The 21,140-nt window shown below is 67.2% G+C and carries 16 protein-coding genes and 1 tRNA gene; 7 read left to right on the plus strand and 10 right to left on the minus strand.

All coding sequences use genetic code 11. The annotated features are described in order from the left end of the window. Nucleotides 1-73 precede the first annotated feature (73 nt). From nagA to KWG56_RS17165, 3 genes are read right to left on the minus strand one after another with little or no spacing between them, the layout of a single operon-like run. Nucleotides 74-1,207, minus strand: a complete 1,134-nt coding sequence (gene nagA, locus KWG56_RS17155; RefSeq protein WP_219353062.1) for an N-acetylglucosamine-6-phosphate deacetylase — start codon at nucleotides 1,205-1,207, stop codon at nucleotides 74-76. After that, nucleotides 1,207-2,238 carry an SIS domain-containing protein gene (locus KWG56_RS17160; RefSeq protein WP_244999563.1) on the minus strand — a complete coding sequence of 344 codons (1,032 nt, stop codon included), beginning with the start codon at nucleotides 2,236-2,238 and terminating at the stop codon, nucleotides 1,207-1,209. The genes nagA and KWG56_RS17160 overlap by 1 nt, the downstream gene beginning before the upstream one ends. Further along, nucleotides 2,238-2,978, minus strand: coding sequence for a GntR family transcriptional regulator (locus tag KWG56_RS17165; protein WP_219353063.1), 741 nt, complete (start codon nucleotides 2,976-2,978; stop codon nucleotides 2,238-2,240). The genes KWG56_RS17160 and KWG56_RS17165 overlap by 1 nt, the downstream gene beginning before the upstream one ends. Nucleotides 2,979-3,238: 260 nt before the next feature. Between KWG56_RS17165 and KWG56_RS17170 the strand changes: the two genes are divergently transcribed. From KWG56_RS17170 to nagE, 4 genes are all read left to right on the plus strand, one after another. Then, complete coding sequence (locus KWG56_RS17170; RefSeq protein WP_219353064.1) at nucleotides 3,239-5,980, plus strand: TonB-dependent receptor; 2,742 nt, start codon at nucleotides 3,239-3,241, stop codon at nucleotides 5,978-5,980. A 129-nt stretch (nucleotides 5,981-6,109) separates the two neighbouring features. Beyond that, a complete protein-coding gene (locus tag KWG56_RS17175; protein WP_219353065.1) occupies nucleotides 6,110-8,245 on the plus strand; it encodes a family 20 glycosylhydrolase in 2,136 nt (711 codons plus the stop codon). Between the two features lie 2 nt (nucleotides 8,246-8,247). Next, nucleotides 8,248-10,794: a phosphoenolpyruvate--protein phosphotransferase gene (gene ptsP, locus KWG56_RS17180; RefSeq protein ID WP_308384583.1), complete on the plus strand. Its 2,547-nt coding sequence runs from the start codon at nucleotides 8,248-8,250 to the stop codon at nucleotides 10,792-10,794. Then, nucleotides 10,791-12,461, plus strand: a complete 1,671-nt coding sequence (gene nagE, locus KWG56_RS17185) for an N-acetylglucosamine-specific PTS transporter subunit IIBC (RefSeq protein ID WP_219353066.1) — start codon at nucleotides 10,791-10,793, stop codon at nucleotides 12,459-12,461. The genes ptsP and nagE overlap by 4 nt, the downstream gene beginning before the upstream one ends. Nucleotides 12,462-12,584: 123 nt before the next feature. Here the strand turns inward: nagE and KWG56_RS17190 are convergent. From KWG56_RS17190 to hemC, 3 genes are all read right to left on the minus strand, one after another. Then, nucleotides 12,585-12,660, minus strand: a tRNA-Thr gene (locus KWG56_RS17190). Nucleotides 12,661-12,695: 35 nt separating this feature from the next. Further along, nucleotides 12,696-13,403 (minus strand): uroporphyrinogen-III synthase, encoded by a 708-nt coding sequence (locus tag KWG56_RS17195; protein ID WP_219353067.1) that lies wholly within the window; start codon nucleotides 13,401-13,403, stop codon nucleotides 12,696-12,698. Continuing rightward, complete coding sequence (gene hemC / locus KWG56_RS17200; protein WP_219353068.1) at nucleotides 13,400-14,353, minus strand: hydroxymethylbilane synthase; 954 nt, start codon at nucleotides 14,351-14,353, stop codon at nucleotides 13,400-13,402. Before hemC ends, KWG56_RS17195 begins: the two co-directional genes overlap by 4 nt. Before the next feature lie 40 nt (nucleotides 14,354-14,393). Between hemC and tsaD the strand changes: the two genes are divergently transcribed. From tsaD to KWG56_RS17215, 3 genes are read left to right on the plus strand one after another with little or no spacing between them, the layout of a single operon-like run. Beyond that, on the plus strand, nucleotides 14,394-15,551 hold the full coding sequence (tsaD, locus tag KWG56_RS17205; RefSeq protein ID WP_373274065.1) for a tRNA (adenosine(37)-N6)-threonylcarbamoyltransferase complex transferase subunit TsaD: 1,158 nt from the start codon (nucleotides 14,394-14,396) through the stop codon (nucleotides 15,549-15,551). Between the two features lie 26 nt (nucleotides 15,552-15,577). After that, complete coding sequence (locus KWG56_RS17210; RefSeq protein WP_219353069.1) at nucleotides 15,578-16,576, plus strand: NAD(P)H-dependent glycerol-3-phosphate dehydrogenase; 999 nt, start codon at nucleotides 15,578-15,580, stop codon at nucleotides 16,574-16,576. Then, complete coding sequence (locus KWG56_RS17215; protein ID WP_219353070.1) at nucleotides 16,573-16,953, plus strand: Rieske (2Fe-2S) protein; 381 nt, start codon at nucleotides 16,573-16,575, stop codon at nucleotides 16,951-16,953. Before KWG56_RS17210 ends, KWG56_RS17215 begins: the two co-directional genes overlap by 4 nt. A 12-nt stretch (nucleotides 16,954-16,965) precedes the next feature. On the opposite strand, the gene KWG56_RS17220 is transcribed toward KWG56_RS17215, so the two are convergent. From KWG56_RS17220 to recA, 4 genes are all read right to left on the minus strand, one after another. Continuing rightward, complete coding sequence (locus KWG56_RS17220; RefSeq protein ID WP_219353071.1) at nucleotides 16,966-18,006, minus strand: hypothetical protein; 1,041 nt, start codon at nucleotides 18,004-18,006, stop codon at nucleotides 16,966-16,968. 41 nt (nucleotides 18,007-18,047) lie between these two features. Next, nucleotides 18,048-18,815 carry an ABC transporter permease gene (locus tag KWG56_RS17225; protein ID WP_219353072.1) on the minus strand — a complete coding sequence of 256 codons (768 nt, stop codon included), beginning with the start codon at nucleotides 18,813-18,815 and terminating at the stop codon, nucleotides 18,048-18,050. Further along, nucleotides 18,812-19,756, minus strand: a complete 945-nt coding sequence (locus KWG56_RS17230; protein ID WP_219353073.1) for an ABC transporter ATP-binding protein — start codon at nucleotides 19,754-19,756, stop codon at nucleotides 18,812-18,814. Before KWG56_RS17230 ends, KWG56_RS17225 begins: the two co-directional genes overlap by 4 nt. Before the next feature lie 183 nt (nucleotides 19,757-19,939). Next, entirely contained in the window at nucleotides 19,940-21,019 is a 1,080-nt protein-coding gene (gene recA, locus KWG56_RS17235; RefSeq protein WP_201099846.1) for a recombinase RecA, read from the minus strand. Nucleotides 21,020-21,140 lie beyond the last annotated feature (121 nt).

Genomic DNA, 21,140 nt, shown 5'->3' on the forward strand with positions numbered 1-21,140 from the left:
GCCGGTTCGCCATCCCACGAAACCGTCGTCAGAAATGGGGACGAGCGGTCTTGGTTCCGTCCGAAGGCTCAGCTTACGACGACGCGCCGTTTATCCAGGTCTGCGCCACCGAAAAGTCGTCGTTCAGCAGAGCCAGATCCGCCAGATAGCCCGGCGCAATGGCGCCGCGCTGGTTGGCCTGGCCCAGGAAGGCGGCGGGAGAGGCGGAGGCCATGCCGACGGCCGAAGCCAGGTCGAGATCCAGCCGTTCGACGGCGTTTCTGACGGCGGCGGCCATGTCCAGGTCCGAGCCTGCCAACACGCCGGCGTCGTCGCGGCAGACGCCGTCCTTCACCGTGATGCGGCGGCCATGTAGGAAGAAATGGTCGGCGTCGGCGCCGACGCTGGGCATGGCGTCGGTGACCAGCATGAAGCGGTCATGCGGGCGGCAACGCAGGGCTATCTTCAGGGTGGCCGGATCGACGTGGAAGCCGTCGACGATGATCCCTGCCCAGGCGGTCTGGTTCTCCAGCACGGCGCCGACAACGCCGGGCGCGCGATTCTGCAGCTGGGACATGGCGTTGAACAGATGGGTCACGCCGGTGGCGCCGGCCTCAAAGGCGGCGCGCGCCGTCGCATAGTCAGCGTCTGTATGGCCGATGGCGACAAGGGCGCCTTTCGCCGCCAGGCGGCTGATCCGGTCGGGCGTCGTGGTCTCTGGCGCCAGGGTGATCAGGGTGCGTCCGCCCTTCAGGCGTGTCAGGCGCTCAATGAACTCGTCTTCCAGCACGCGGAACTTGGAGGCGTCGTGGATGCCTTTGCGCCGTTCGTTCAGGAAGGGGCCTTCGATATGGATGCCCAGGACGCCAGGAACCCGGGCGGCGATGGCGGCCTCCACCGCATCGATGGCGCGGTCGATGACTTCAAGATCGTCGCTGATCAGGGTGGGCAGAAAGCCTGTCGTGCCGAAACGACGGTGCGCCGCGCCGATGGCTGCGACGCCCTCGACGCTGGTGTCGTCGTTGAACAGGACGCCGCCCCCGCCATTGACCTGGGTGTCGATGAAGCCGGGCGTCAGGATGCGGCCCTGCAGGTCGACCGTGTCGCCCGCCGGGGTTTCGTCGGCCGGGCCCACGGCGATGATCCTGTCATTCTCGATGACGACGGCCAGACCGTCCTGAAGACCGACCGGCGTCAGCACGCGGCCGTTGATCAGCTTCTGCTTCATCAGACGGTCTCGGTCACCTTGTTGAGGTAGGGGGGCTGGTCGGGGTCATAGCCGCGCGCGACCGAGAGGCGGGCGGCCAGGCCGTAGAAGCTCTGGATCAGCAGGATCGGCTCCAGCAGCGGATGGCCTGCCGTGGTCGGCAGGCTGATCACGCGCGGATCGCCGGGATGGCCCGACAGCATGACCTTGGCGCCGCGTGCGGCGAAGGCGCTGGCCAGATCCTCGGCGTCTTCGCGGGTGACGTCGGACTGGGCCAGCATCAGCACCGGGAAGTCGGTCTTGACCAGAGCCATCGGGCCGTGGCGAACCTCGGCGGTCGAGAAGGCTTCGGCGTGCAGGCCGCAGGTCTCCTTCAGCTTCAGGGCCGCCTCGCGCGCTGCGCCAAAGCCGCCGCCGCGTCCGACGACATACAGGTTGTTGGCCGCCTTCAGCGTGGGCAGGGCGGCGCTCCAGTCCTGACTCCAGGCGGCCTCAAGCTGGGCGGGCAGGGCGGCGAGGCCCGCGCGCAGGGCGTCGTCCTGAGTCCATTCGGCGACGAGATGGGCGATGGCGGTCAGGCTGGCGATGAAACTTTTGGTGGCGGCGACCGAGAGCTCGGGGCCGGCGCGCAGCGGGATGGTCAGGTCGGCGACGTCCGACAGGGGCGAGCCCTCGACATTGACCAGGGCGATGACAAAGGCGCCGCCCGCCTTGGCGGCGGTGGCGGCTGCGACCAGATCGGGGCTCTTGCCGGATTGCGAGATGGCCAGGCAGACGCCGCCTTCGATGCGGGGCGTGCGGCCATAGACCGAGCTGACGGCCAGGGGCGCGGGGCTGGTCAGGACGCCGGTTTCACCCTCGATCAGATAACGGGCGAAGACACCCGCATTGTCGGAGCTGCCGCGACCGCAGATCAGGGCGGCGGTCGGCAGATTGCGACGCAGATGTTCAGCGGCGCGGGCCACGATGTCGGCGTTGGCGGCCAGTTGCGCGGCCACCAGAGCGGGCGCTTCGGCCGCCTCGATGAACATTCGGGTGTCTTGGGCGTGCATCAACCGGGTCCGTCATTCAGTTCTGCGACGAAGTCGTAGGCGTCGCCGCGATAATAGGATTGGGTCACCTCGACCGCCTGACCGTTGTGGAAGGCGCGGCGCTCGATCAACAAACCCGCCGCGCCCGCCGTGGTGCCCAGAAGCTCGGCCTGTTCAGCGTTGAACAGCACGGCGCGCAGCCGCTGCAGGGCGCGGTTAGGGCGAAAACCGGCGTCGGCCAGGGCCAGATAGAGGGAGGTCGTCACCGCCTCGATGCCCGACAGGCAGGAGGCGGGAATGGTCGAATACTCCAGCGCCATCGGCAGGCCGTCCGCATAGCGGATACGGCTGAAGCGATAGACGGGCGTGCCGGGGCTGAGGCCCAGGGTCAGGGATTCCTCCGGCGTCACGGCGCCTTCGCTGCGATTCAGCCAGGAGCTGGTGGGCTTGCGTCCACGCGCGGCCATGTCCTCGGAGAAGGAGGTCAGCTTGGAGAAGCTTTTCTCGACGCGGGCGGCGACAAAGGTGCCTGCACCCTGGCGACGGGTCAGCAGGCCCTCTGCGACCAGACCGTCGAAGGCCTTTCGGATGGTGATGCGCGACACCGACAGTTCCTGCGCCAGATCGCGTTCAGGCGGCAGGGCCTCATCCGGCTTGAGCGTGTTGCGCTCGATCGCTTCGCGCACGGCGTGCTGAAGCTGTTGATACAGCGGCGCCGGACGCTGTGCGTCCAGCGGCCCAATCGCTTCGACAAACGACATGACGCCGATTCCCAATTGCCCGCCCCCGGGTTCGTGTTGGGATCATCTGAGCCCATCTCATGCGACCAATCAAGTACCAATATAAAGAAAGAATAGGCCCAATTCACATTTTGGTCTTGCGTGGTGTGATGGATTGATGAAAGTCTCACGGTGCAACGGTCGCTTTTCAACGATTAGCGGTTCGGGGAAGGGCCGTATTGGTCTTGCATTGGGCTTTTCTGGACCTGCGGGGGCAGGTCCGTTCTGGGGAGAACAGGCGTATGCGTATTCATCATGCAATTCTGGTCAGTTCAGTCAGCGCACTGTCGCTGCTGGCCGGTCAGGCGTTCGCACAACAGACGGCGGAACCATCGACGGTCGACGAAGTGGTCGTCACCGGCATCCGCGCCTCGCTGAGGCAATCCATCGACACCAAGCGTAACGCCAACGCCATCGTTGACGTGGTCACCGCGGAAGATGTGGGCAAGTTCCCCAGCTCCAACGTGGCCGAAGCCATCACCATCATTCCGGGCGTCACCGTCGACCGCGCCTTTGGTCAGGGTGAAAAGGTCTCGATTCTGGGCACCGATCCGGCCCTGAACCGCACCCTGTTGAACGGCCAGACGGTCGCCTCGGCGGACTGGTTTCTGCTGGACCAGCCGGGCCGGACCTTCAACTACGCCCTGCTGGCGCCGCAGATCGTCGGCAAGGTCGAGGTGTTCAAGTCGCCGGAAGCCCGCATCGACGAAGGCTCCATCGGCGGCACGGTCAATGTCTCTACCCGTCGTCCGCTGGACCTGGGCGAGCATACGCTGTCGGGCGCAGTCACCTATCTCTACAATGACCGCTCCAAGGAAGGCGATCCGCAGCTGTCGGCCCTGGCCGGCTGGCGCAACGCCGACGCCACCTTCGGCGTCCTGGTCTCGGCCCAGCGCGCGGTGGACCAACTGCGCCGCGACGGTCTGGAATCCTTCGGCACCATTCCGGCCAACTATTACAATGGCGGAAGTGTCGATAATCCGGCCGCAAACGCCATCACCAGCGGCAACTGTACCGGGGCTTGCGCCACCACCCTGCTGGCCAATCCCAATGCGCGGGGGTTGAACTCCTTCGGCGCGGCTTACTTCGAACAGACGCGTGAGCGGAACAGCTACACGGTGGCCGCCCAGTGGCGCCCGAACGCGCAACTGGACCTGAACTTCGACTGGCTGCGCGTCGACGCCACCTATGACAACACGGCCCAGGCCATGTTCGCCTTCCAGGGCAACCCTTGGAACAGCCTGAGCGCTCTGACCGATATCCAGGTCGATGACGGCGTCATCACCAAGGCTTCGTTCAAGAACGCCCTCAGCGTCTGGGACGTCCAGTATCGTGAAGCCGCCCTGACCACCGACAGCTACCACCTGAACGGCAAATGGAACGCGGGAGCCTGGGATATCGCCGGCGATGTCGGTTACACCAAGGCCGAGGGGGGCACCCAGCGTCAGCTGTTCGCTGAATTCTTGAACTGGTCTGACTATACCGTCGATTTCACGGGCGGAACGAGCAACCCTGGAACCGTCACCTATGCCAATGGCAATGTGATGAATAACCCGGCGGCCTTCTCGTTTGACGGCGGTTGGGGCGGTGGTGATCCCTCGGTCGGGCCGACCGGCTATAATCCCGGGTGGGGCGGCAACATTGTTTCGAAGCCGACGACGGATGAGGAGACCTACGCTCAGATCGACGCTGGCTACAATCGCGACGGTTTCATCAACCGCATTCAGTTCGGATATAAATACCGCACACACGAGACCGATCAGAAGATGTCGGGCGTGGTGGTCCAGATCTATGGCAACCCAAGCAGTGCATCACTGTTCGAGCCCAGCTCGGCGCCGGGCAATTATCTGCGCGGCTTCGATGGTGCGAATGATCAGATGAAGGGCCGCGTCCACGTCGATGGACGCCGGATCGCCGATTACATCTCTTCAGGGAGCTACCTGCGTCCTTGGCAGGCGTCGCCGGAGCCGACCGTCTTCGGCAATGCCGAGTTCACGTCCCAGAACTGGAACATTCAGGAGAAGATCAACGCCGTCTATGGTCAGGCGAACTTCGAGAATGAACTTCTGCGTGGCAACATCGGCCTGCGTTACGTCCGCACGGAATCCGAAAGCGGCGGTTTCATCTGCGTCAATCAGGTCGGCGGCGGCTGCGGCACGACGGAGGCGGACTGGGCATGGAGCGTCAAGAGCAAGTCTTATGACGATATCCTGCCCAGCCTGAACGTCGCCATCAACGCGTCCGAGGATGTGATTGTCCGCCTTGCGGCGGCCAAGGTCATCTCGCGGCCGAACTACGCCGACATGTCCAACTATTTCTGGCTGTCTGACCAGATTCTGACAGGCGGCGGCGGCAACCCTGACCTGGACCCCTACAAGTCAACCAACCTGAACCTGGCGGCGGAATGGTATTTCGCACCAAACGCCATCCTGTCGGGTGAGGTCTTCTACAAGAAGATTGACAACTACATCCTGCAGATCACGAACCCGGAGAAGCATTTCAACCAGTTCCTGAACGCTGAAACCACCTTCCAGATCAGTCGCCCGATCAATGCCGGTCCAGCCGACCTGAAGGGCGCGACCTTCGCCTATCAGCAGACCTACGCCTACGGCCTCGGCCTGCTTGCCAACTACACCTATGTCGACGGCAGCGCGGACAATGGCCAGGATCTGCCGTTCAACTCCAAGCACCAGGTGAACATCAGCCCGTTCTATGAATCGGGTCCGTTCTCTGCGCGGGTCACCTATACGTGGCGGTCCAAGTATTTCACCGGCATCGATCGCGGCGACAACCTGTATGTCCGCGCCTACACCGGTCTGGACGCCACGGCGGGCTATGCCTTCAACGAGCGTGTCAGCCTGACCGTGTCCGGCCAGAACCTGCTGGACAGCGAATACTACTCGTACGCCAACAAGGAAAACCTGCCGCGCGGCATCTACCGCACGGGCCGCAAGCTGCTGGCGACCGTCAGCGTCTCGTTCTAAAGCCGAGCTTCCCGGATGGCGCCAGATCGCGTTGTCCGGGTCGCCGCGCTTGTCGAAAAGGCCTTCTCCTGAGGCCAGACTGGCGCGGGGCGGCGACGTCCCGCGCGCTTTTTTGATGCGAGACCGCGTATGATCCAGACCGCTCTATCGGCGACGAGGTTCGCCCCCTTCCTGGCTCCGCTGGCTGCGGCCGTGCTGGTCCTGTCGTTCAATCCTGCCATGGCGGCCGAGGCGTCTGTCGGGTCGATCATCCCCCGGCCTGCGTCGGAAACGGCCCGACCCTCCAGTTTCGCGCTCAACGCCTCCACCGTCATCGTCACGCCGCGCGGCGACGCCGAGGCGGCCCGGGCGGCGGCCTATTTCGCCGATCTGATCCAGCGCACGCGCGGCCTGAGGCTGACGGTCCGTGAAGGGGCGGCGCCTGCTCGCGGCGCCATCGTCCTGCGCCGCGCCCACACGACAGGCGCCGACGCCTACAGCCTGAACGTCTCAGATCGCGGCGTCGAGATTTCGGCCAATGACTTCGGCGGCCTGCTGTATGGCGCGGTCAGTCTGTGGCAGTTGGCGACCGCCGAGGAAGGCCAGGGATCTGCGGTCATCCCCGCCATTTCGATCCAGGATGCGCCGCGGTTCACCTGGCGCGGCATGATGCTGGATTCCGCCCGTCACTATCAGTCGCCCGAGTTCATCAAGGGCTTCATCGACTGGATGGCGGTGCACAAGTTCAACGTCTTCCACTGGCACCTGACCGATGATCAGGCCTGGCGGCTGGAGATCAAACGCTATCCCCGCCTGACCGAAATCGGCGGCTGGCGCGTGCCGGCGGGGGCTGCGGCCCAATCCGACATTGATCCGGCGACCGGGCGCCCGCGCCTGTATGGCGGCGTCTACAGCCAGGAGACGGTGCGCGAGATCGTGGCCTACGCCGCCGCCCGCAACATCGTCGTCATGCCCGAGGTCGATGTGCCGGGTCACGCCAGCGCCGCCATCGCCGCCTATCCCGAACTGGGCGTCACCGATGCGCCGGGCTCGGCGGTTCCGGCCGTGCCTGCCGACTGGGGCGTCTATCCGACCCTGTTCAATGCCGAGGAATCCACGCTGGTCTTCCTCGAAAACGTGCTGGACGAAGTCCTTGACCTGTTCCCCAGCGAATACGTCCATCTGGGCGGCGACGAAGCGGTCAAGGATCAGTGGAAGGCTTCGCCCCGCACGCAGGCGCGGATGCGTGAACTGGGCGTCGCCGATGAAGAGAAGCTGCAAAGCTGGATGATCGCCCGGCTGGAGAAGCACCTGAACGATCACGGTCGCCGCATGATCGGCTGGGACGAGATCCTTGAGGGCGGCATCAATCCGAACGCCAGCGTCATGTCCTGGCGCGGCGTCGAAGGCGCCATCGAGGCGGCGCGAATGGGCCATGACACTGTGCTGTCGCCTGCGCCGGTCCTGTACTTCGACAATCGCCAGAGCGCCAATGACGGGTCGCCGGGACGTGGGTTCGTGGTGTCGCTGGAGGACGTCTATCGGTTTGATCCGGCCCCGGATGAACTGACGCCGGATCAGGTCAAACACGTGCTGGGCGTTCAGGCCAATCTGTTCACCGAACATATGCGCACCCAGGACCGGGTCGAATACATGGCCTTCCCCCGCGCCGCCGCCATCGCCGAAGTGGCCTGGACCGGCCATGACCGGATGGATTGGGACGACTTCCGCCAGCGCCTGAACCCGCAGCTTGCCCGCTATCGGGCCCTGGGCGTCAAATATGCGACCAGCGGCCTTGAGCCGACGCCGCCGCCGCCCGCCGATGGACTGCAGCGCCGCTCCTATCAGTTGAAGCTGTGCACCGAGGGGCTGGCCCTGTCGCTGATCGACGACTGGCCGTTGGACGGCGACCGTCCGGTCTTCCTGGTCGATATCATGAACCCCTGCTGGACCTATCAGGCGGCGGATCTGAGCGGCGGAAAGGCCATCGAGGTCGCCGTGGGCCAGGTTCCGTTCAACTTCCAGATCGGCGCGGACAAGGAGAAGATCAAATTCTCTTCCCCCCGCACGGCGGAAGGCGAGCTTGAGGTCCGCATCGACGGCTGTGACGGCGAACCGGCCCTGGTTCTGCCGCTGAAGGCCGCCGCCGCCAATCCCGGCGTCACGGTCCTGACCGGTCAGTTGCCCGACATCGCCGGGCGTCATGACGTCTGTCTGCGGTTCGCGGTTTCCGGCCCCGATCCGATCTGGGCGGTTGATTGGGTGCGTATCGGAGGCGTGGAGTGAGTGTGAGTATTGCCCCTGTGAGTGAAATGATTGTTCAGGCGCCTTTGGCCGGTTGGCTGACCCCTCTGGCGGAGGTTCCGGATGCGGCCTTCGCCGGGGGCATGGTGGGCGAGGGCGTGGCGGTCGATCCGACGGACACGGTGGTGCGCGCGCCTTTTGACGGCGTCGTCGTCGGTCTGCCGTCGTCGCGCCATGCGGTGACGGTGCGTTCGGTCGAGGGGGTCGAGGTTCTGATCCATGTCGGTCTGGATACGGTCGGTCTGAACGGCGCGGGTTTCGTCGCCCATGTGACGGAAGGTGCATCGGTCCGCGCGGGCGATCCGCTGCTGACCCTTGACCTGAACATCATCGTCGACGGCGCGATCAGTCTGGTCACGCCGGTGGTGGTCGTGGGCGGCGCGGCCTCGGTTCAGGCGATCGCGCCGGGCCGCAGCGTGCGCGCGGGTGAGCCGATCCTGAAGGTCTCCGTCGCGACGCAGGCGGGTGTCGAGGAGGCGGGCGAAGTGCTGACGGCCCGCGTGGCCGCCCCCTTGCCGCATGGACTGCACGCCCGTCCCGCGGGTCGGATCGCCGCCTGCGTCCGGGGCTTTGACGCGCGCGTCGTGCTGAGCCATGGCGACAGGCAGGCGGACGCCGCCAGCCTGGTCGCCATGATGGGACTGGGGGTCAAGGACGGCGACGAACTGGTGTTGAAGGCCTCGGGCCGTCAGGCGCACGAGGCCTTGTCGGCCCTGACCGCCCTGATCGCCGCAGGCCTGGAGGAGGGCGCGCATGAGACGCCCAAATCCGCCGCAGCCCCTGCCGCCCGGACGACCGAACCTGTCGTGGGCGAAGACGGCGAACTGATCCTCAGCGGCGTCACCGCTGCGCCCGGTCTGGTCATCGGCCGGGCCGTGCGCCTGACGCAGAGCGAAATCGCTGTCGCCGAGGACGGCGGCGGCGTGGCGGTCGAAACCGCCCGGCTGAACGCCGCCCTGTCCGCCGTCCGCGCGCGCATCGAACAGGCCGCGACCAGCGGCAACGCCCATCGCCGCGCCATTCTGGCCGCACACCTGGGCTTCCTTGACGACCCCGGCCTGATCGCGGGGGCGGAACAGGCCGCAGCCGAAGGGCGCAGCGCGGGTTTCGCCTGGCGTCAGTCCACCCGCGCCGCCGCCGACCTGTTCCGCACCATGGGCGACCCGCGCATGGCCGAGCGCGCCGACGACCTGCTGGATCTGGAGCGTCAGGTTCTGATCGAATTGTCGGGCGAGGCCGCGCCTGCGCCCGCCGCCATCGGTCCCGGATCGGTCATCGTCGCCGACGATCTGTTGCCGTCGCAACTGATGGCGCTGGATGCGGTCAAGGTCGCGGGCCTGTGCACCGCGCAGGGCGGCCCGACCTCGCACGTCGCCATTCTGGCCGCCGCCATGGGGGTTCCGGCCCTGGTCGCCGTGGGCGCCGCTCTGGACCGGGTCGATAATGGCGTGCTGGTCGTGCTGGACGCCGATGGCCGCCAGTTGATCGCCAATCCCTCCGCCGCGCGTCAGGCCGGAGCACAAAGCGCGGTCGCCGCGCGTGACCGCCGCCGCGCGGACGCCCGCGCCCTGGCGCTGGACGCCTGCCACACCGCCGACGGCGCCCGGATCGAGGTTTTCGCCAATCTGGGCGACGCCGCAGAGGCCGCGCCTGCCGTGGCGGGCGGGGCCGAAGGCTGCGGCCTTCTGCGCACAGAATTCCTGTTCCTGGAGCGCGAAACCGCCCCGACGGAAGACGAGCAACTGGTCCAGTATCAGGCCATCGCCGACGCTCTGGACGGCAGGCCGCTGATCATCCGCACTCTGGACGCGGGCGGCGACAAGCCCTTGCCCTATCTGCCCATGCCGCACGAGGAGAACCCGGCCCTGGGTCTGCGCGGCGTGCGTTCGGGCCTGCACCGGCCTGACATCCTGCTGGCCCAGTTGCGCGCCATCTGCCGGGTGCGGTCCAAGGGGACGGTCGCGGTGATGCTGCCCATGATCGCCTCGGTCGCCGAGGTGCGTCAGGTGCGGGCCATGCTGGACGTCGCCGTCGCCGAAACCGACGGCCGCGCGCCGGTTCTGGGGGTGATGATCGAGACGCCCGCCGCCGCCATGACGGTGGATCGTCTGGCGCCCGCCATCGACTTCATCTCCATCGGCACCAACGACCTGACGCAATACGCCCTGGCCATGGATCGTCAGAACGCGGCCCTGGCCGCCCAACTCGACAGTCTGCACCCCGCCGTCCTGCGTCTGATCGCCCAGGCCTCGGGCAGCGCCGCCGCCCTGAAATGGATCGGCGTCTGCGGCGGTCTGGCGTCGGATGTTCTGGCCGCGCCCATCCTTATCGGTCTTGGCGTGCGCGAACTGTCGGCGACCCCGTCGATGGTCGCCGAGGTCAAGGCCGTGGTCCGAAGCCTGACCCTGGCCGACTGCAGTCAACTGGCCGCCTCGGCCCTGTCGCAGGACAGCGCCGAGGCCGTGCGCGCCCTGGCCACTGAGCGGCTCGGCGCCCTTGTTCAATCTCGCGCCGTGGGAGCCGTGGCATGAAGATCGGTCTTTCCAGCCTCCAGCCTCTGGGCCGCGCCCTGATGCTGCCTATCGCGGTCCTGCCGGTGGCGGGTCTGCTGCTGCGCCTGGGCCAGCCTGACCTGCTGGACATCGCCTTCGTCTCGGCGGCGGGGCAGGCGATCTTCTCCAATCTGGGCCTGTTGTTCGCCGTGGGCGTGGCGGTCGGTCTGGCGCGTGACAACAATGGCGCGGCCGGTCTGGCGGGGGTTGTCGGCTATCTGATCACCATCGAAGCGGCCAAGGTGCTGATGACCGCCCCGCCCGAGGTGCTGGCGGGCCTCAGCGGCGACGCGGCCGAGGCCGCCGCCAAGGCGTTCCGCGATCAGGCCCTGACCCGGCTGGGCGTGCCCATCGGCATCATCTCCGGCCTGATCGCCGGCGATTTCTACAACCGGTTCTCGACGCTGAAGCTGCCGGAATACCTGGCCTTCTTCGGCGGCCGACGCTTCGTGCCGATCGCAGCGGGGTTTGCAGCCCTGGCGGTGGCGGCGATCATCGGCCTGTCCTTCTCGGCTATTGATCACGCGATTGATGTCTTCAGCCGCACGGTCGTCGGCTCGGGCGAGATCGGGATGTTCGTCTATGGCCTGTTGAACCGCCTGCTGATCATCACCGGCCTGCACCACATCCTGAACAATGTGGCCTGGTTCATCGTCGGCGACTATCACGGCGCGACGGGTGATCTGAACCGCTTCTTCGCGGGCGACCCCACGGCGGGCGCCTTCATGAGCGGCTTCTTCCCCGTGATGATGTTCGGGCTGCCCGCAGCCTGTCTGGCCATGTATCACGCCGCCCGTCCCGAACGCCGCAAGGCCGTCGGCGGCATGCTGTTCTCGCTGGCCCTGACCGCCTTCCTGACCGGGGTGACCGAGCCGATCGAGTTCACCTTCATGTTCCTGGCGCCCGCCCTGTACGCCATTCACGCGGTCCTGACCGGGCTGGCGATGGTGGTGATGAACCTGCTGGACGTGCACCTGGGCTTCACCTTCTCGGCCGGCCTGTTCGACTATGTGCTGAACTTCGGCAAGTCGACGCGTCCGTGGATGCTGCTGCCGGTCGGGCTGGTCTATGCGGGTCTCTATTACAGCCTGTTCCGCGTCTTCATCCGTGTGCTGAACCTGAAGACGCCGGGCCGCGAGGACGATCCGGTCGAGACCGTCACGCATGTCACATCGGGCGGTCGCGGCGAGGCCTTCATCCTGGCCCTGGGCGGCGCCGCGAACCTGGTGGCCGTCGCCTCCTGCACCACTCGCCTGCGCCTTCGGATCGTCTCGCGGGATCGTGTCGACGAGGCCGCCTTGAAGCGTCTGGGCGCGCGCGGGGTCATCGCCCCATCCCCCGACAGCCTCCAGGTCGTCATCGGCCCGACGGTCGAGGCGGTGGCCCAGGACATCCGCGACCAGTGGACGGCGGCGCCGTCCGCTATCGCCGCCGCCATCGCGGTTGAATCGGCTCCAACCGTTCTCAGCGACACGCTGAAGGCCGCGCTGGGCGGCGCCGCCAACATCCGCTCATCGACGACCAAGGCCGGCCGCCTGTGCGTGGTTCTGGCCGACGCCGCCGCCCTGAACGAAACCGCCCTGACCGCCGCCGCCCCCAAAGGCTTCGTCCGCCTGGGCTCGGACAGTGTGCAGGTGCTGGTTTAAATCAGAGGGAAGTCAGTTGCGAAACCTGTCGCGCGGTTGCCCCGAGCAGCCGCGCGATAACCCACGCCTGATGCTCGGCGCGAGTCGCCCTCGAGAGGGGAGTTCTGATGACCAGGAAAAAAGTGGTGCCGCTTAGGTGACTCGAACACCTGACCCCATCATTACGAATGATGTGCTCTACCGGCTGAGCTAAAGCGGCTCCGGTGCGCGTTCAAGCCGCGCGAGAGGCGCTCTTTATACGGGCTGTTCGCGATTGCCAAGCGCCTCTTGCAAGGTCTTGAGCAAAGCGTCCTCATTTGGCGCGTTTGACAGGGCGGGCGACAGGCCCTGGGCGGTCAGGGGCGCGGCGGCGGCGGCGGAAATGCAAGCGATGACCGCGTGGGCGAGGGCTGGTTCACCGAGCGTCGCCAGAAGGCGTCCGGCGCGCGGCGAATGAACCAGAACCGCGTCAAACGCGGGCGGCGGCGAGCAGGGGGCGGGCGTGGTGCGATAGACGGATGCGGTCGTGATCTCGGCCAAGCCGCCTGCCAGGCGCACCGCTTCGGCTAGATCGCCCACCGGGGTTTCGGCGACGGCGGCCAGGATGGGGCCTGCGGGCGGTTCTACGGCAATCAGGCGGGCCAAAGCGGTCAGGTCGCCGGAGGCGGAGCGGATGTTGCTGAAGCCGATGCCTTTGGCCGCGTCGGCGGTGGCGTCGCCGACCGTCAGCACCGAGTGGTCGCGGCGCGGGGTCAGGGCGGCATAGGCGTCGACGCCGTTGGGGCTGGTGAAGACCAGGGCGGCGAATTGGTCCAGATCGGGCAGGGACGGAGACAGGGGTTCGACCGTCAGCAGGGGCGCGATCACCGGCGTCAGGCCTAGATCCCGCAGCCGTTCGGCTGTCCGCCCGGCGCCGGGCTGGGTGCGGGTGATCCAGACGCGGGCGGGGCAGGCGGCCGTCATCCGTCCAGCGTCGCCGGATCGACTTCCTGATCGCCCGCCGCGAGATGAACCTCGGCGCCCAGACGCTGGCCCAGGGCGCGGGCGGTTTCGGTTGTTGCTTCGCTCAGATCGCCGACACGGCGCCAGCGGGCCGAGCCGTCCGCGCTGAGCATCTCGGTCGTCAGGCGCAGGGTCCCGCTGTCGATGGCGGCATAGGCGCCGACGGCGGTGCGGCATGAGCCCTCTAGCGCCAGCATGGCCCCGCGTTCCGCCGCGACGGCCAGGGCGGTGTCGGCGTGGTTCAGGGTGGCGACCCAGGGGGCGTCGATATCGGCGGCGCGGGTCTGGATGGCCAATGCGCCCTGACCCGGCGCGGGCAGGAAGGCGTCCAGCGACAGTTTTTCCCGGATATGTTCGGTCACGCCCAGGCGCGCCATGCCGGATACGGCCAGCAGGATGGCGTCGAACTCGCCGTCCGCCGCGCGGCGCAGGCGGGTGTCGATGTTTCCGCGCAGCATCTCGATCATCAGGTCAGGCCGCAGGGCCTGGGCCTGGGCCTGTCGCCGCAGGCTGGCCGTGCCCAGGCGCGCGCCGAAGGGCAGGTCGTCGAAGGCGGCGAAGTCGCGGCTGATGAAGGCGTCGCGGGCGTCCTCACGTTCCGGGATGGCGGCGATGCACAGACCCTCGGGCTGAACGGCGGGCACGTCCTTCATCGAATGGATGGCGATGTCGATGCGGCCGTCCAGCAGGGCCTCCTCAATCTCCTTGGTGAACAGGGCCTTGCCGCCCAGCTCAAGCAGGCGGCGATCCTGAATCCGGTCGCCGGTGGTGACGATCTCGACCAGGGGCACGGCGGTCTCCACCTCGTTCGCGGGCACGCCCAAAGCGGCCGCAATGGCGCGCTGCATCATGCCGGACTGGGCCAGCGCCAGCTTGGAGCGGCGGGTGCCGATACGGAAAGGAAAGGTCATGAGCGTTGCGCACCGGTCGCCGGGTCGCTACCTCGACCCGATGGAGATGTCCGCCGACTATAGCAGCCGCGCCGAAGCAGCAACCGGACGCGACGCCCAGCCCCGAAACGGCGTGCTGACGGTGCTGGGTCTGGAGACCAGCTGCGACGAGACCGCGGCCTCGGTCGTGCGCCTGCATCCGACGGCCTTGGGCGGCCGGGCCGAGGTGCTGTCCTCGATCGTGCATAGCCAGATCGACGATCATGCGGCCTACGGCGGGGTGGTGCCGGAAATCGCCGCCCGCAGCCATGTTGAGATGATTGACGGCGTCGCGCGCCGCGCCATGGCCGAGGCCGGGCTGGACTACGCCGATCTGGACGGAGTGGCGGCGACGGCGGGGCCGGGTCTGGTCGGCGGGGTCATGGTGGGGCTGAGCTACGGCAAGGCGGTCAGTCTGGCGCGCGGCCTGCCGCTGGTGGCGGTGAATCATCTGGAAGGCCATGCGGTGTCGGCGCGGCTGGGGGCGGAGGTGGCCTATCCCTTCCTGCTTCTGCTGGTGTCGGGCGGTCATTGCCAGCTGCTGGAAGTGCGCGGAATCGGCGACATGAGCCGCATCGGCGCCACCATCGACGACGCGGCGGGCGAGGCGTTCGACAAGATCGCCAAGGCTCTGGGCCTGGGCTATCCCGGCGGTCCGGCGCTGGAGCGTCTGGCGGCGACGGGGGATGGGTCGAAGATCGACCTGCCGCGCGCCCTGCTGGGCCGCAAGGACTGCGATTTTTCGTTCTCTGGCCTGAAGACGGCGGCCTTCCGCATCGCCCAGACCTGCGAGACCGAGCAGGACAAGGCCGATCTGGCCGACGCCGTCCAGAATGCGATTGCGCGCCAACTGTCGGACCGCTCCGAGCGGGCCCTGGCCGCCTATGCCGCCGAACATCCGCATCGGCTGTTCGTGGTTGCGGGCGGGGTGGCCGCCAACAAGACGATTCGCGCCACCTTGGAGGCCACGGCCGCCCGGCATGGTTTTGAGTTTCTGGCGCCGCCCATGGCCTATTGCACCGATAATGCGGCCATGATCGCCCTGGCGGGGGCGGAAAGACTGGCTTTGGGCCTGACCAACGACGTGGATGTGATCGCACGGCCAAGATGGCCGCTGGACGAAGCGCGCGCCCTGTCCGATCCTTCGCACAAGCCGGGGCGCAAGGGCGCAAAAGCATGAACCGGCGCAATGCCTTGGGAGGGCGCATGGAATTTCGCACGGCAGGGGTGATCGGCGCAGGCGCATGGGGCACGGCCCTGGCGCAGGTCTGTGCGCGCGGCGGGCTGGATGTGATCCTGCAGGCCCGCGAGGCCGAGGTGATCGAAAGCATCGCCGCACGGCGCGTCAACGAAGCCTTCCTGCCGGGCGTGGAGCTGAACCCCGGCATCCGCGCGACCAGCGACCTGGCGGATCTGGCCGGGTGCGACGTGATCCTGGCCGTGCCGCCCGCCCAGCATATGCGCGCCACCCTGACCGCCTTCGCCCCCCATGTGCGGGCAGGCGTGCCGATCGTGCTGTGCGCCAAGGGGATCGAGCGCGGCACGCTGAAGCTGATGACGGATGTGCTGGCGGAAACCCTGCCTGACGCGCCCGCCGCCGTCCTGTCCGGGCCCAGTTTTGCGGGCGAGGTCGCGCGCGGCCTGCCGTCCGCCGTTACCCTGGCCTGTGCGGATGATGCGCTGGGCGAGGCCCTGTTGAACACCCTGTCGGCGCCGGGATTCAGGCCCTATCTGGCCAAGGACCTGATCGGGGCCGAGGCGGGCGGCGCGCTGAAGAATGTTCTGGCCATCGCCTGCGGCATCGTCGAAGGCCGTCAACTGGGCCGCAGCGCCCATGCGGCGGTGATCACGCGCGGTTTTGCAGAAATGACGCGCCTGGCCGTGGCCCTGGGCGGCGAGGCCGAGACGGTGGCCGGCCTGTGCGGTCTGGGCGATCTGGTCCTGACGTGCTCCAGCCCGCAGTCGCGCAACATGAGCCTGGGTCTGGCCCTGGGCCAGGGGCAGACGGTGGAACAGGCGCTGGCCGGAAAACGGTCGGTGGCCGAAGGGTACGAAAGCGCGCCTGCGGTCCGCGAACTAGCGGCGCGTCTGGGCGTGGAGATGCCCATCGCCGAGGTCACGGCCGCCCTGCTGGCGGGTGAAACCACGGTGGACGGCGCTATCGAGACCCTGCTGTCGCGCCCCCTGAAGGCCGAGCGGGTTTGAGCGATACGCCCGAAGCGGCCGAGCGCAAGCGGGTCTGGCAGACGCCGCCGGGCGTGGCCCTGTGCGTCGAGACCGACATCGCCGACCCCGGATCGCGCGGCTTCGTGCTGCAGATCGGCGAGGCCTTCTTCCACGGCTTCGTGGTTCGGAAAGATGGGGCCGTCGCAGGCTGGGTCGACCGCTGCCCGCACGCCGGATTCCCCATTGCGGTCGAACTGGATCGCTATCTGACGCCGGACGGTTCGCTGATCCTGTGCGGCTGGCACGGCGCGGTGTTTGAGCCGCTGACCGGCGAATGCACGGGCGGTCCGTGCGCGGGCGGGCGGCTGACGCCCTGGCCGGTGACGGCGGCGGGCGGGATCATCCGCACCGCCTGACCAGGCTGCGGCTCAGTCGAGCGGCTGGGGCCGCGTGACGATGGGCGCGTTTGGATCGGTCTGCGCCGGACGCGCGGGCGTCGGCGCCGGGCCCTGAGGAACCACCACGACAGGAGGCGGCTCGACCGTCGCCGACGGAACCGGGGCAGGCGTCGAGGCGGCTGGAGCGGGCGCGATCGTCGGGCGCGGCTGGGCGGGTGTCGGCGCAGGCCGGGCTGCAGGCGCAGGCGTCGTCGCGCGGGCAGGCGGCGGCGTGGTTGTCTGTTGTGGGCGAGGCGCGACGGGTGCGGCTGCGACCGGCGCCGGTTCAGGCGTTGCAGCCTGTTGGGGTTCAGGCGTCGGTGCGGCGGGCGGCGTGCTGACGGGCGCGGCGGCTTCGGGCGTTGTAACCGGCGGAGCCTCGGCAGCGGGTTGCGAACGCAGCGCGAACCACAGGCCGCCGCCGATGATCACAACCGCTGCGGCCCCGACCCCGATCAGCAGGGGCAGTCGTGAGGCTGATTGGCGGGATGCCGCCTGACGGGGTGATGCAAGCTGGGGCGCGATGGGCGCGACCTCGATCACAGGCGGCGTTTCCGCGACCATGACGGGGGCTGCGGGTTCAGGCTGAACCTGTGCGGCAGGCGTGGGATCGGGCCGGGGCGGCGAAAGGGCCTCGGCGCCGGGCAGGGGGCGCACGGTCAGGTCAGGCGCAGCGGCGGCGGGTTCCGGTTTCGACGGCGCCGCAGGCGCCGCGGCAGGGCGCGCCTGCGGAATCAGCGATCCCGACAGAATGCCGCCTGGGCGCTGCGCCGGGGCAGGTGCAGCCGGACGAACCGGGGGGCGTCCTTCGGCGGGTGAGAATCCTTGTCCCGATCCTGCCGCCTGACCTTGAGCCGGAGCCTTGCGAGGCGGCGGATTGGGCAGACGATCCAGCGGATTGGGCGCGACCGGCACCGGCCCGACGTGGAAGGTGGTCGCGGGCATCCGTCCCCACTGCGCGGGCTTGCGCTCGAACGGCTCAGGCTGGGCGGGCGCCGGTACCGGCGACGGGGTCTTCTGATCGTCGGACATGGTCTTCTATTCGCTGGCGATCTGGCCGGTTTCGTGACGGTTCAGTTCTTGAGCCGATATCCGGTCTTGAACATCCACATCACAATGGCAAGGCAGAGGGCGAAAAAGCCCAGAGTCGCCGTCAGGCTGACGCCGATGGAGACATCGCCCTGACCATAGAAGGCCCAGCGGAATCCAGAGACCAGATAGACGATCGGATTGAACAGGGTCACCGTGCGCCAGCCCTCCGGCAGCATGTCGATGGAGTAGAAGGCGCCGCCCAGGAAGGTCAGGGGGGTGACGATCAGCATCGGGATCATCTGAAGCTGCTCAAACCCGTCGGCCCAGACCCCGATGATGAAGCCGAACAGGCTGAAGGTCACCGAAATCAGGATCAGGAAGGCCATCATCCAGAAGGGGTGCAGGATCTGCAGCGGCACGAAGAAGGACGCCGTTGCCAGGATGATCAGGCCCAGAACCCCCGACTTGGTCGCCGCCGCCCCGACATAGGCCAGGACGATCTCCAGCGAGGAGACGGGCGCGGACAGGATCTCGTAGATGGTGCCGGTGAATTTGGGGAAGTAGATGCCGAACGAGGCGTTGAAGATCGACTGGGTGAACAGGCTGAGCATGATCAGGCCCGGCACGATGAAGGCGCCGTAGGGCACGCCGCCGACCTCCTGCATCCGGCTGCCGATGGCGCCGCCGAAGACCACGAAATACAGGGCCGTCGTGATGACGGGGGTGACGATGCTCTGCCAGATGGTGCGCAGCGCCCGCGCCATTTCGAAGCGATAGATGGCCCAGACGCCGTATCCGTTGAAGGTCATGCGGCGGTTCCGTTCGTGTGGACCAGGCTGACGAAGATGTCTTCCAGCGAGCTCTGGCGGGTGTTCAGGTCCTTGAAGCCGATGTTCAGCGCCTCCAGCCGACGGATCAGGGAGGGCACGCCGGTGTCGTCGGCGTTGGCGTCGAAACTGTATTCCAGTTCGCCGCCGTCGGTCTTGAGCGTCAGGCCCCAGTCGGACAGTTCGGCGGGGATGGCGGCCAACGGCTCAGTCAGATTCAGGGTCAGGGTCTTCTTGCCCAGTTTCTTCATCAGGGCGGTCTTTTCCTCGACCAGGATCAGTTCGCCTTTCAGGATGACGCCCACCCGGTCGGCCATCTCCTCGGCCTCTTCGATATAGTGGGTGGTCAGGATGATGGTGACGCCGCGTTCGCGCAGGCGCCGCACCATGACCCACATGTCGCGACGCAGTTCGACGTCGACGCCTGCAGAGGGCTCGTCCAGGAACAGGATGTCCGGCTCATGGCTCAGGGCCTTGGCGATCATCACCCGGCGCTTCATCCCGCCCGACAGGGTGCGCAGCTTGGCGTCGCGCTTGTCCCACAGGGTCAGGTCTTTCAGCAGTTGCTCGATGAAGGCCGGGTTCGGCGACTTGCCGAACAGGCCGCGGCTGAAGGTGACGGTGGCCATGACCGTCTCGAAGGCGTCCGTGGTCAGTTCCTGCGGCACCAGTCCGATCTTGGTGCGGGCGGCGCGGAAATCGGTTTGAATGTCATGGCCGTCGGCCGTGACGACGCCTGTCGTGGGGGTGACGATGCCGCAGACGATGGAGATCAGGGTGGTCTTGCCCGCGCCGTTCGGACCCAGCAGGGCGAAGATCTCGCCCTTGTTGATGTTCAGATCGACGCGTTTCAGCGCCTGATGGCCGGATTTGTAGGTCTTGGTCAGACCTTCGATGGCGATGACGGGGACGATGGCGGGCATCGATGCTCCTGGACCGGCGACAGTGGCCCCGGTTCTGTAAGGCGGGAATATGGCGCGCCGGGACGCGGGCTCAAGGGGCAGGGCGTAGAATAAGAAAGGCCCGCCCGATGCGAGATCGGGCGGGCCGGCTCCGCCGACCCCACGGGGTCGGGTGGCGGGTCGCAGGGACCGACGGAGCGGTGCTTAGCCTTCCAGGTCCTGGCCTTCGTCCGGTTCGGGCGTGCCCAGGAGCTCGTCGGCAATCTTGTTGGTGGAGGCGCGAACCGCCTTTTCGATGGAGGCGGCGATGTCGGGGTTCTGTTTCAGGAACTCGCGCACATTCTCGCGGCCCTGGCCGATGCGGGTTGAATCGTAGCTGAACCAGCTGCCCGCCTTCTCGATCACGCCCGCCTTGACGCCCAGGTCGATGACCTCGCCCAGCTTGGAGATGCCTTCGCCGTACATGATGTCGAAGATGACCTCGCGGAACGGCGGGGCGACCTTGTTCTTGACCACCTTGACGCGGGTGGTGTTGCCGACCACCTCATCGCGGTTCTTGATCGCGCCGGTGCGGCGGATGTCCAGGCGCACCGAGGCGTAGAACTTCAGCGCATTGCCGCCCGTCGTGGTTTCCGGCGAACCGTACATGACGCCGATCTTGTGACGGATCTGGTTGATGAACAGGACGATGCATTTCGACTTGGAGATCGAGGCGGTCAGCTTGCGCAGCGCCTGGCTCATCAGACGGGCCTGAAGACCCGGCAGGCTGTCGCCCATCTCGCCTTCGATTTCAGCGCGCGGGGTCAGGGCCGCGACCGAGTCGACCACCACGATGTCCACGGCGCCCGACCGCACCAGCGTGTCGACGATCTCCAGCGCCTGCTCGCCCGTGTCGGGCTGCGACACCAGAAGATCGTCCAGATTGACGCCCAGCTTCTGGGCATAGACGGGGTCCAGCGCGTGTTCGGCGTCCACGAAGGCGGCGACGCCGCCCTTCTTCTGGACTTCCGCCACCGTGTGCAGGGCCAGGGTCGTCTTGCCCGAGGATTCGGGGCCGAACACCTCGATCACCCGCCCGACAGGCAGGCCGCCGATGCCCAGCGCCATGTCCAGACCCAGCGAGCCGGTCGAGACGCTCTCGATCTCGTTCACCACGCCGGCCTTGCCGAGTTTCATCACCGAGCCCTTGCCGAAGGCGCGATCGATCTGCGCGATCGCCGCCTCAAGAGCGCGTTGTTTGTCGCCGTCTTCTTTGCCCACCAGTTTCAAAGCCGCCTGTGCCATTGCCTTCGTCTCCCTTGCCATGATTCCCGTCAGAAGCTTGGGAGAGACCCGCCATGGACCCGCCCCCGTTAAGTGAGGCTGACTATGTGCACGGTTTGTTCCGGTTCACAAGATGTTCTCT

It is taken from the genome of Brevundimonas nasdae, assembly GCF_019395145.1.
GTDB classification, from domain to species: domain Bacteria; phylum Pseudomonadota; class Alphaproteobacteria; order Caulobacterales; family Caulobacteraceae; genus Brevundimonas; species Brevundimonas nasdae.

Excerpts from the sequence above, each read along its gene's own strand:
- tsaD (WP_373274065.1), top strand. The coding sequence starts at position 14,394 with ATGGAGATGTCCGCCGACTATAGCAGCCGCGCCGAAGCAGCAACCGGA.
- KWG56_RS17220 (WP_219353071.1), bottom strand. The coding sequence starts at position 18,006 with ATGTCCGACGATCAGAAGACCCCGTCGCCGGTACCGGCGCCCGCCCAG.
- recA (WP_201099846.1), bottom strand. The coding sequence starts at position 21,019 with ATGGCACAGGCGGCTTTGAAACTGGTGGGCAAAGAAGACGGCGACAAA.
- KWG56_RS17195 (WP_219353067.1), bottom strand. The coding sequence starts at position 13,403 with ATGACGGCCGCCTGCCCCGCCCGCGTCTGGATCACCCGCACCCAGCCC.
- KWG56_RS17160 (WP_244999563.1), bottom strand. The coding sequence starts at position 2,238 with ATGCACGCCCAAGACACCCGAATGTTCATCGAGGCGGCCGAAGCGCCC.
- KWG56_RS17170 (WP_219353064.1), top strand. The coding sequence starts at position 3,239 with ATGCGTATTCATCATGCAATTCTGGTCAGTTCAGTCAGCGCACTGTCG.
- KWG56_RS17210 (WP_219353069.1), top strand. The coding sequence starts at position 15,578 with ATGGAATTTCGCACGGCAGGGGTGATCGGCGCAGGCGCATGGGGCACG.
- KWG56_RS17165 (WP_219353063.1), bottom strand. The coding sequence starts at position 2,978 with ATGTCGTTTGTCGAAGCGATTGGGCCGCTGGACGCACAGCGTCCGGCG.
- hemC (WP_219353068.1), bottom strand. The coding sequence starts at position 14,353 with ATGACCTTTCCTTTCCGTATCGGCACCCGCCGCTCCAAGCTGGCGCTG.
- nagE (WP_219353066.1), top strand. The coding sequence starts at position 10,791 with ATGAAGATCGGTCTTTCCAGCCTCCAGCCTCTGGGCCGCGCCCTGATG.
- nagA (WP_219353062.1), bottom strand. The coding sequence starts at position 1,207 with ATGAAGCAGAAGCTGATCAACGGCCGCGTGCTGACGCCGGTCGGTCTT.
- KWG56_RS17175 (WP_219353065.1), top strand. The coding sequence starts at position 6,110 with ATGATCCAGACCGCTCTATCGGCGACGAGGTTCGCCCCCTTCCTGGCT.
- KWG56_RS17230 (WP_219353073.1), bottom strand. The coding sequence starts at position 19,756 with ATGCCCGCCATCGTCCCCGTCATCGCCATCGAAGGTCTGACCAAGACC.
- KWG56_RS17225 (WP_219353072.1), bottom strand. The coding sequence starts at position 18,815 with ATGACCTTCAACGGATACGGCGTCTGGGCCATCTATCGCTTCGAAATG.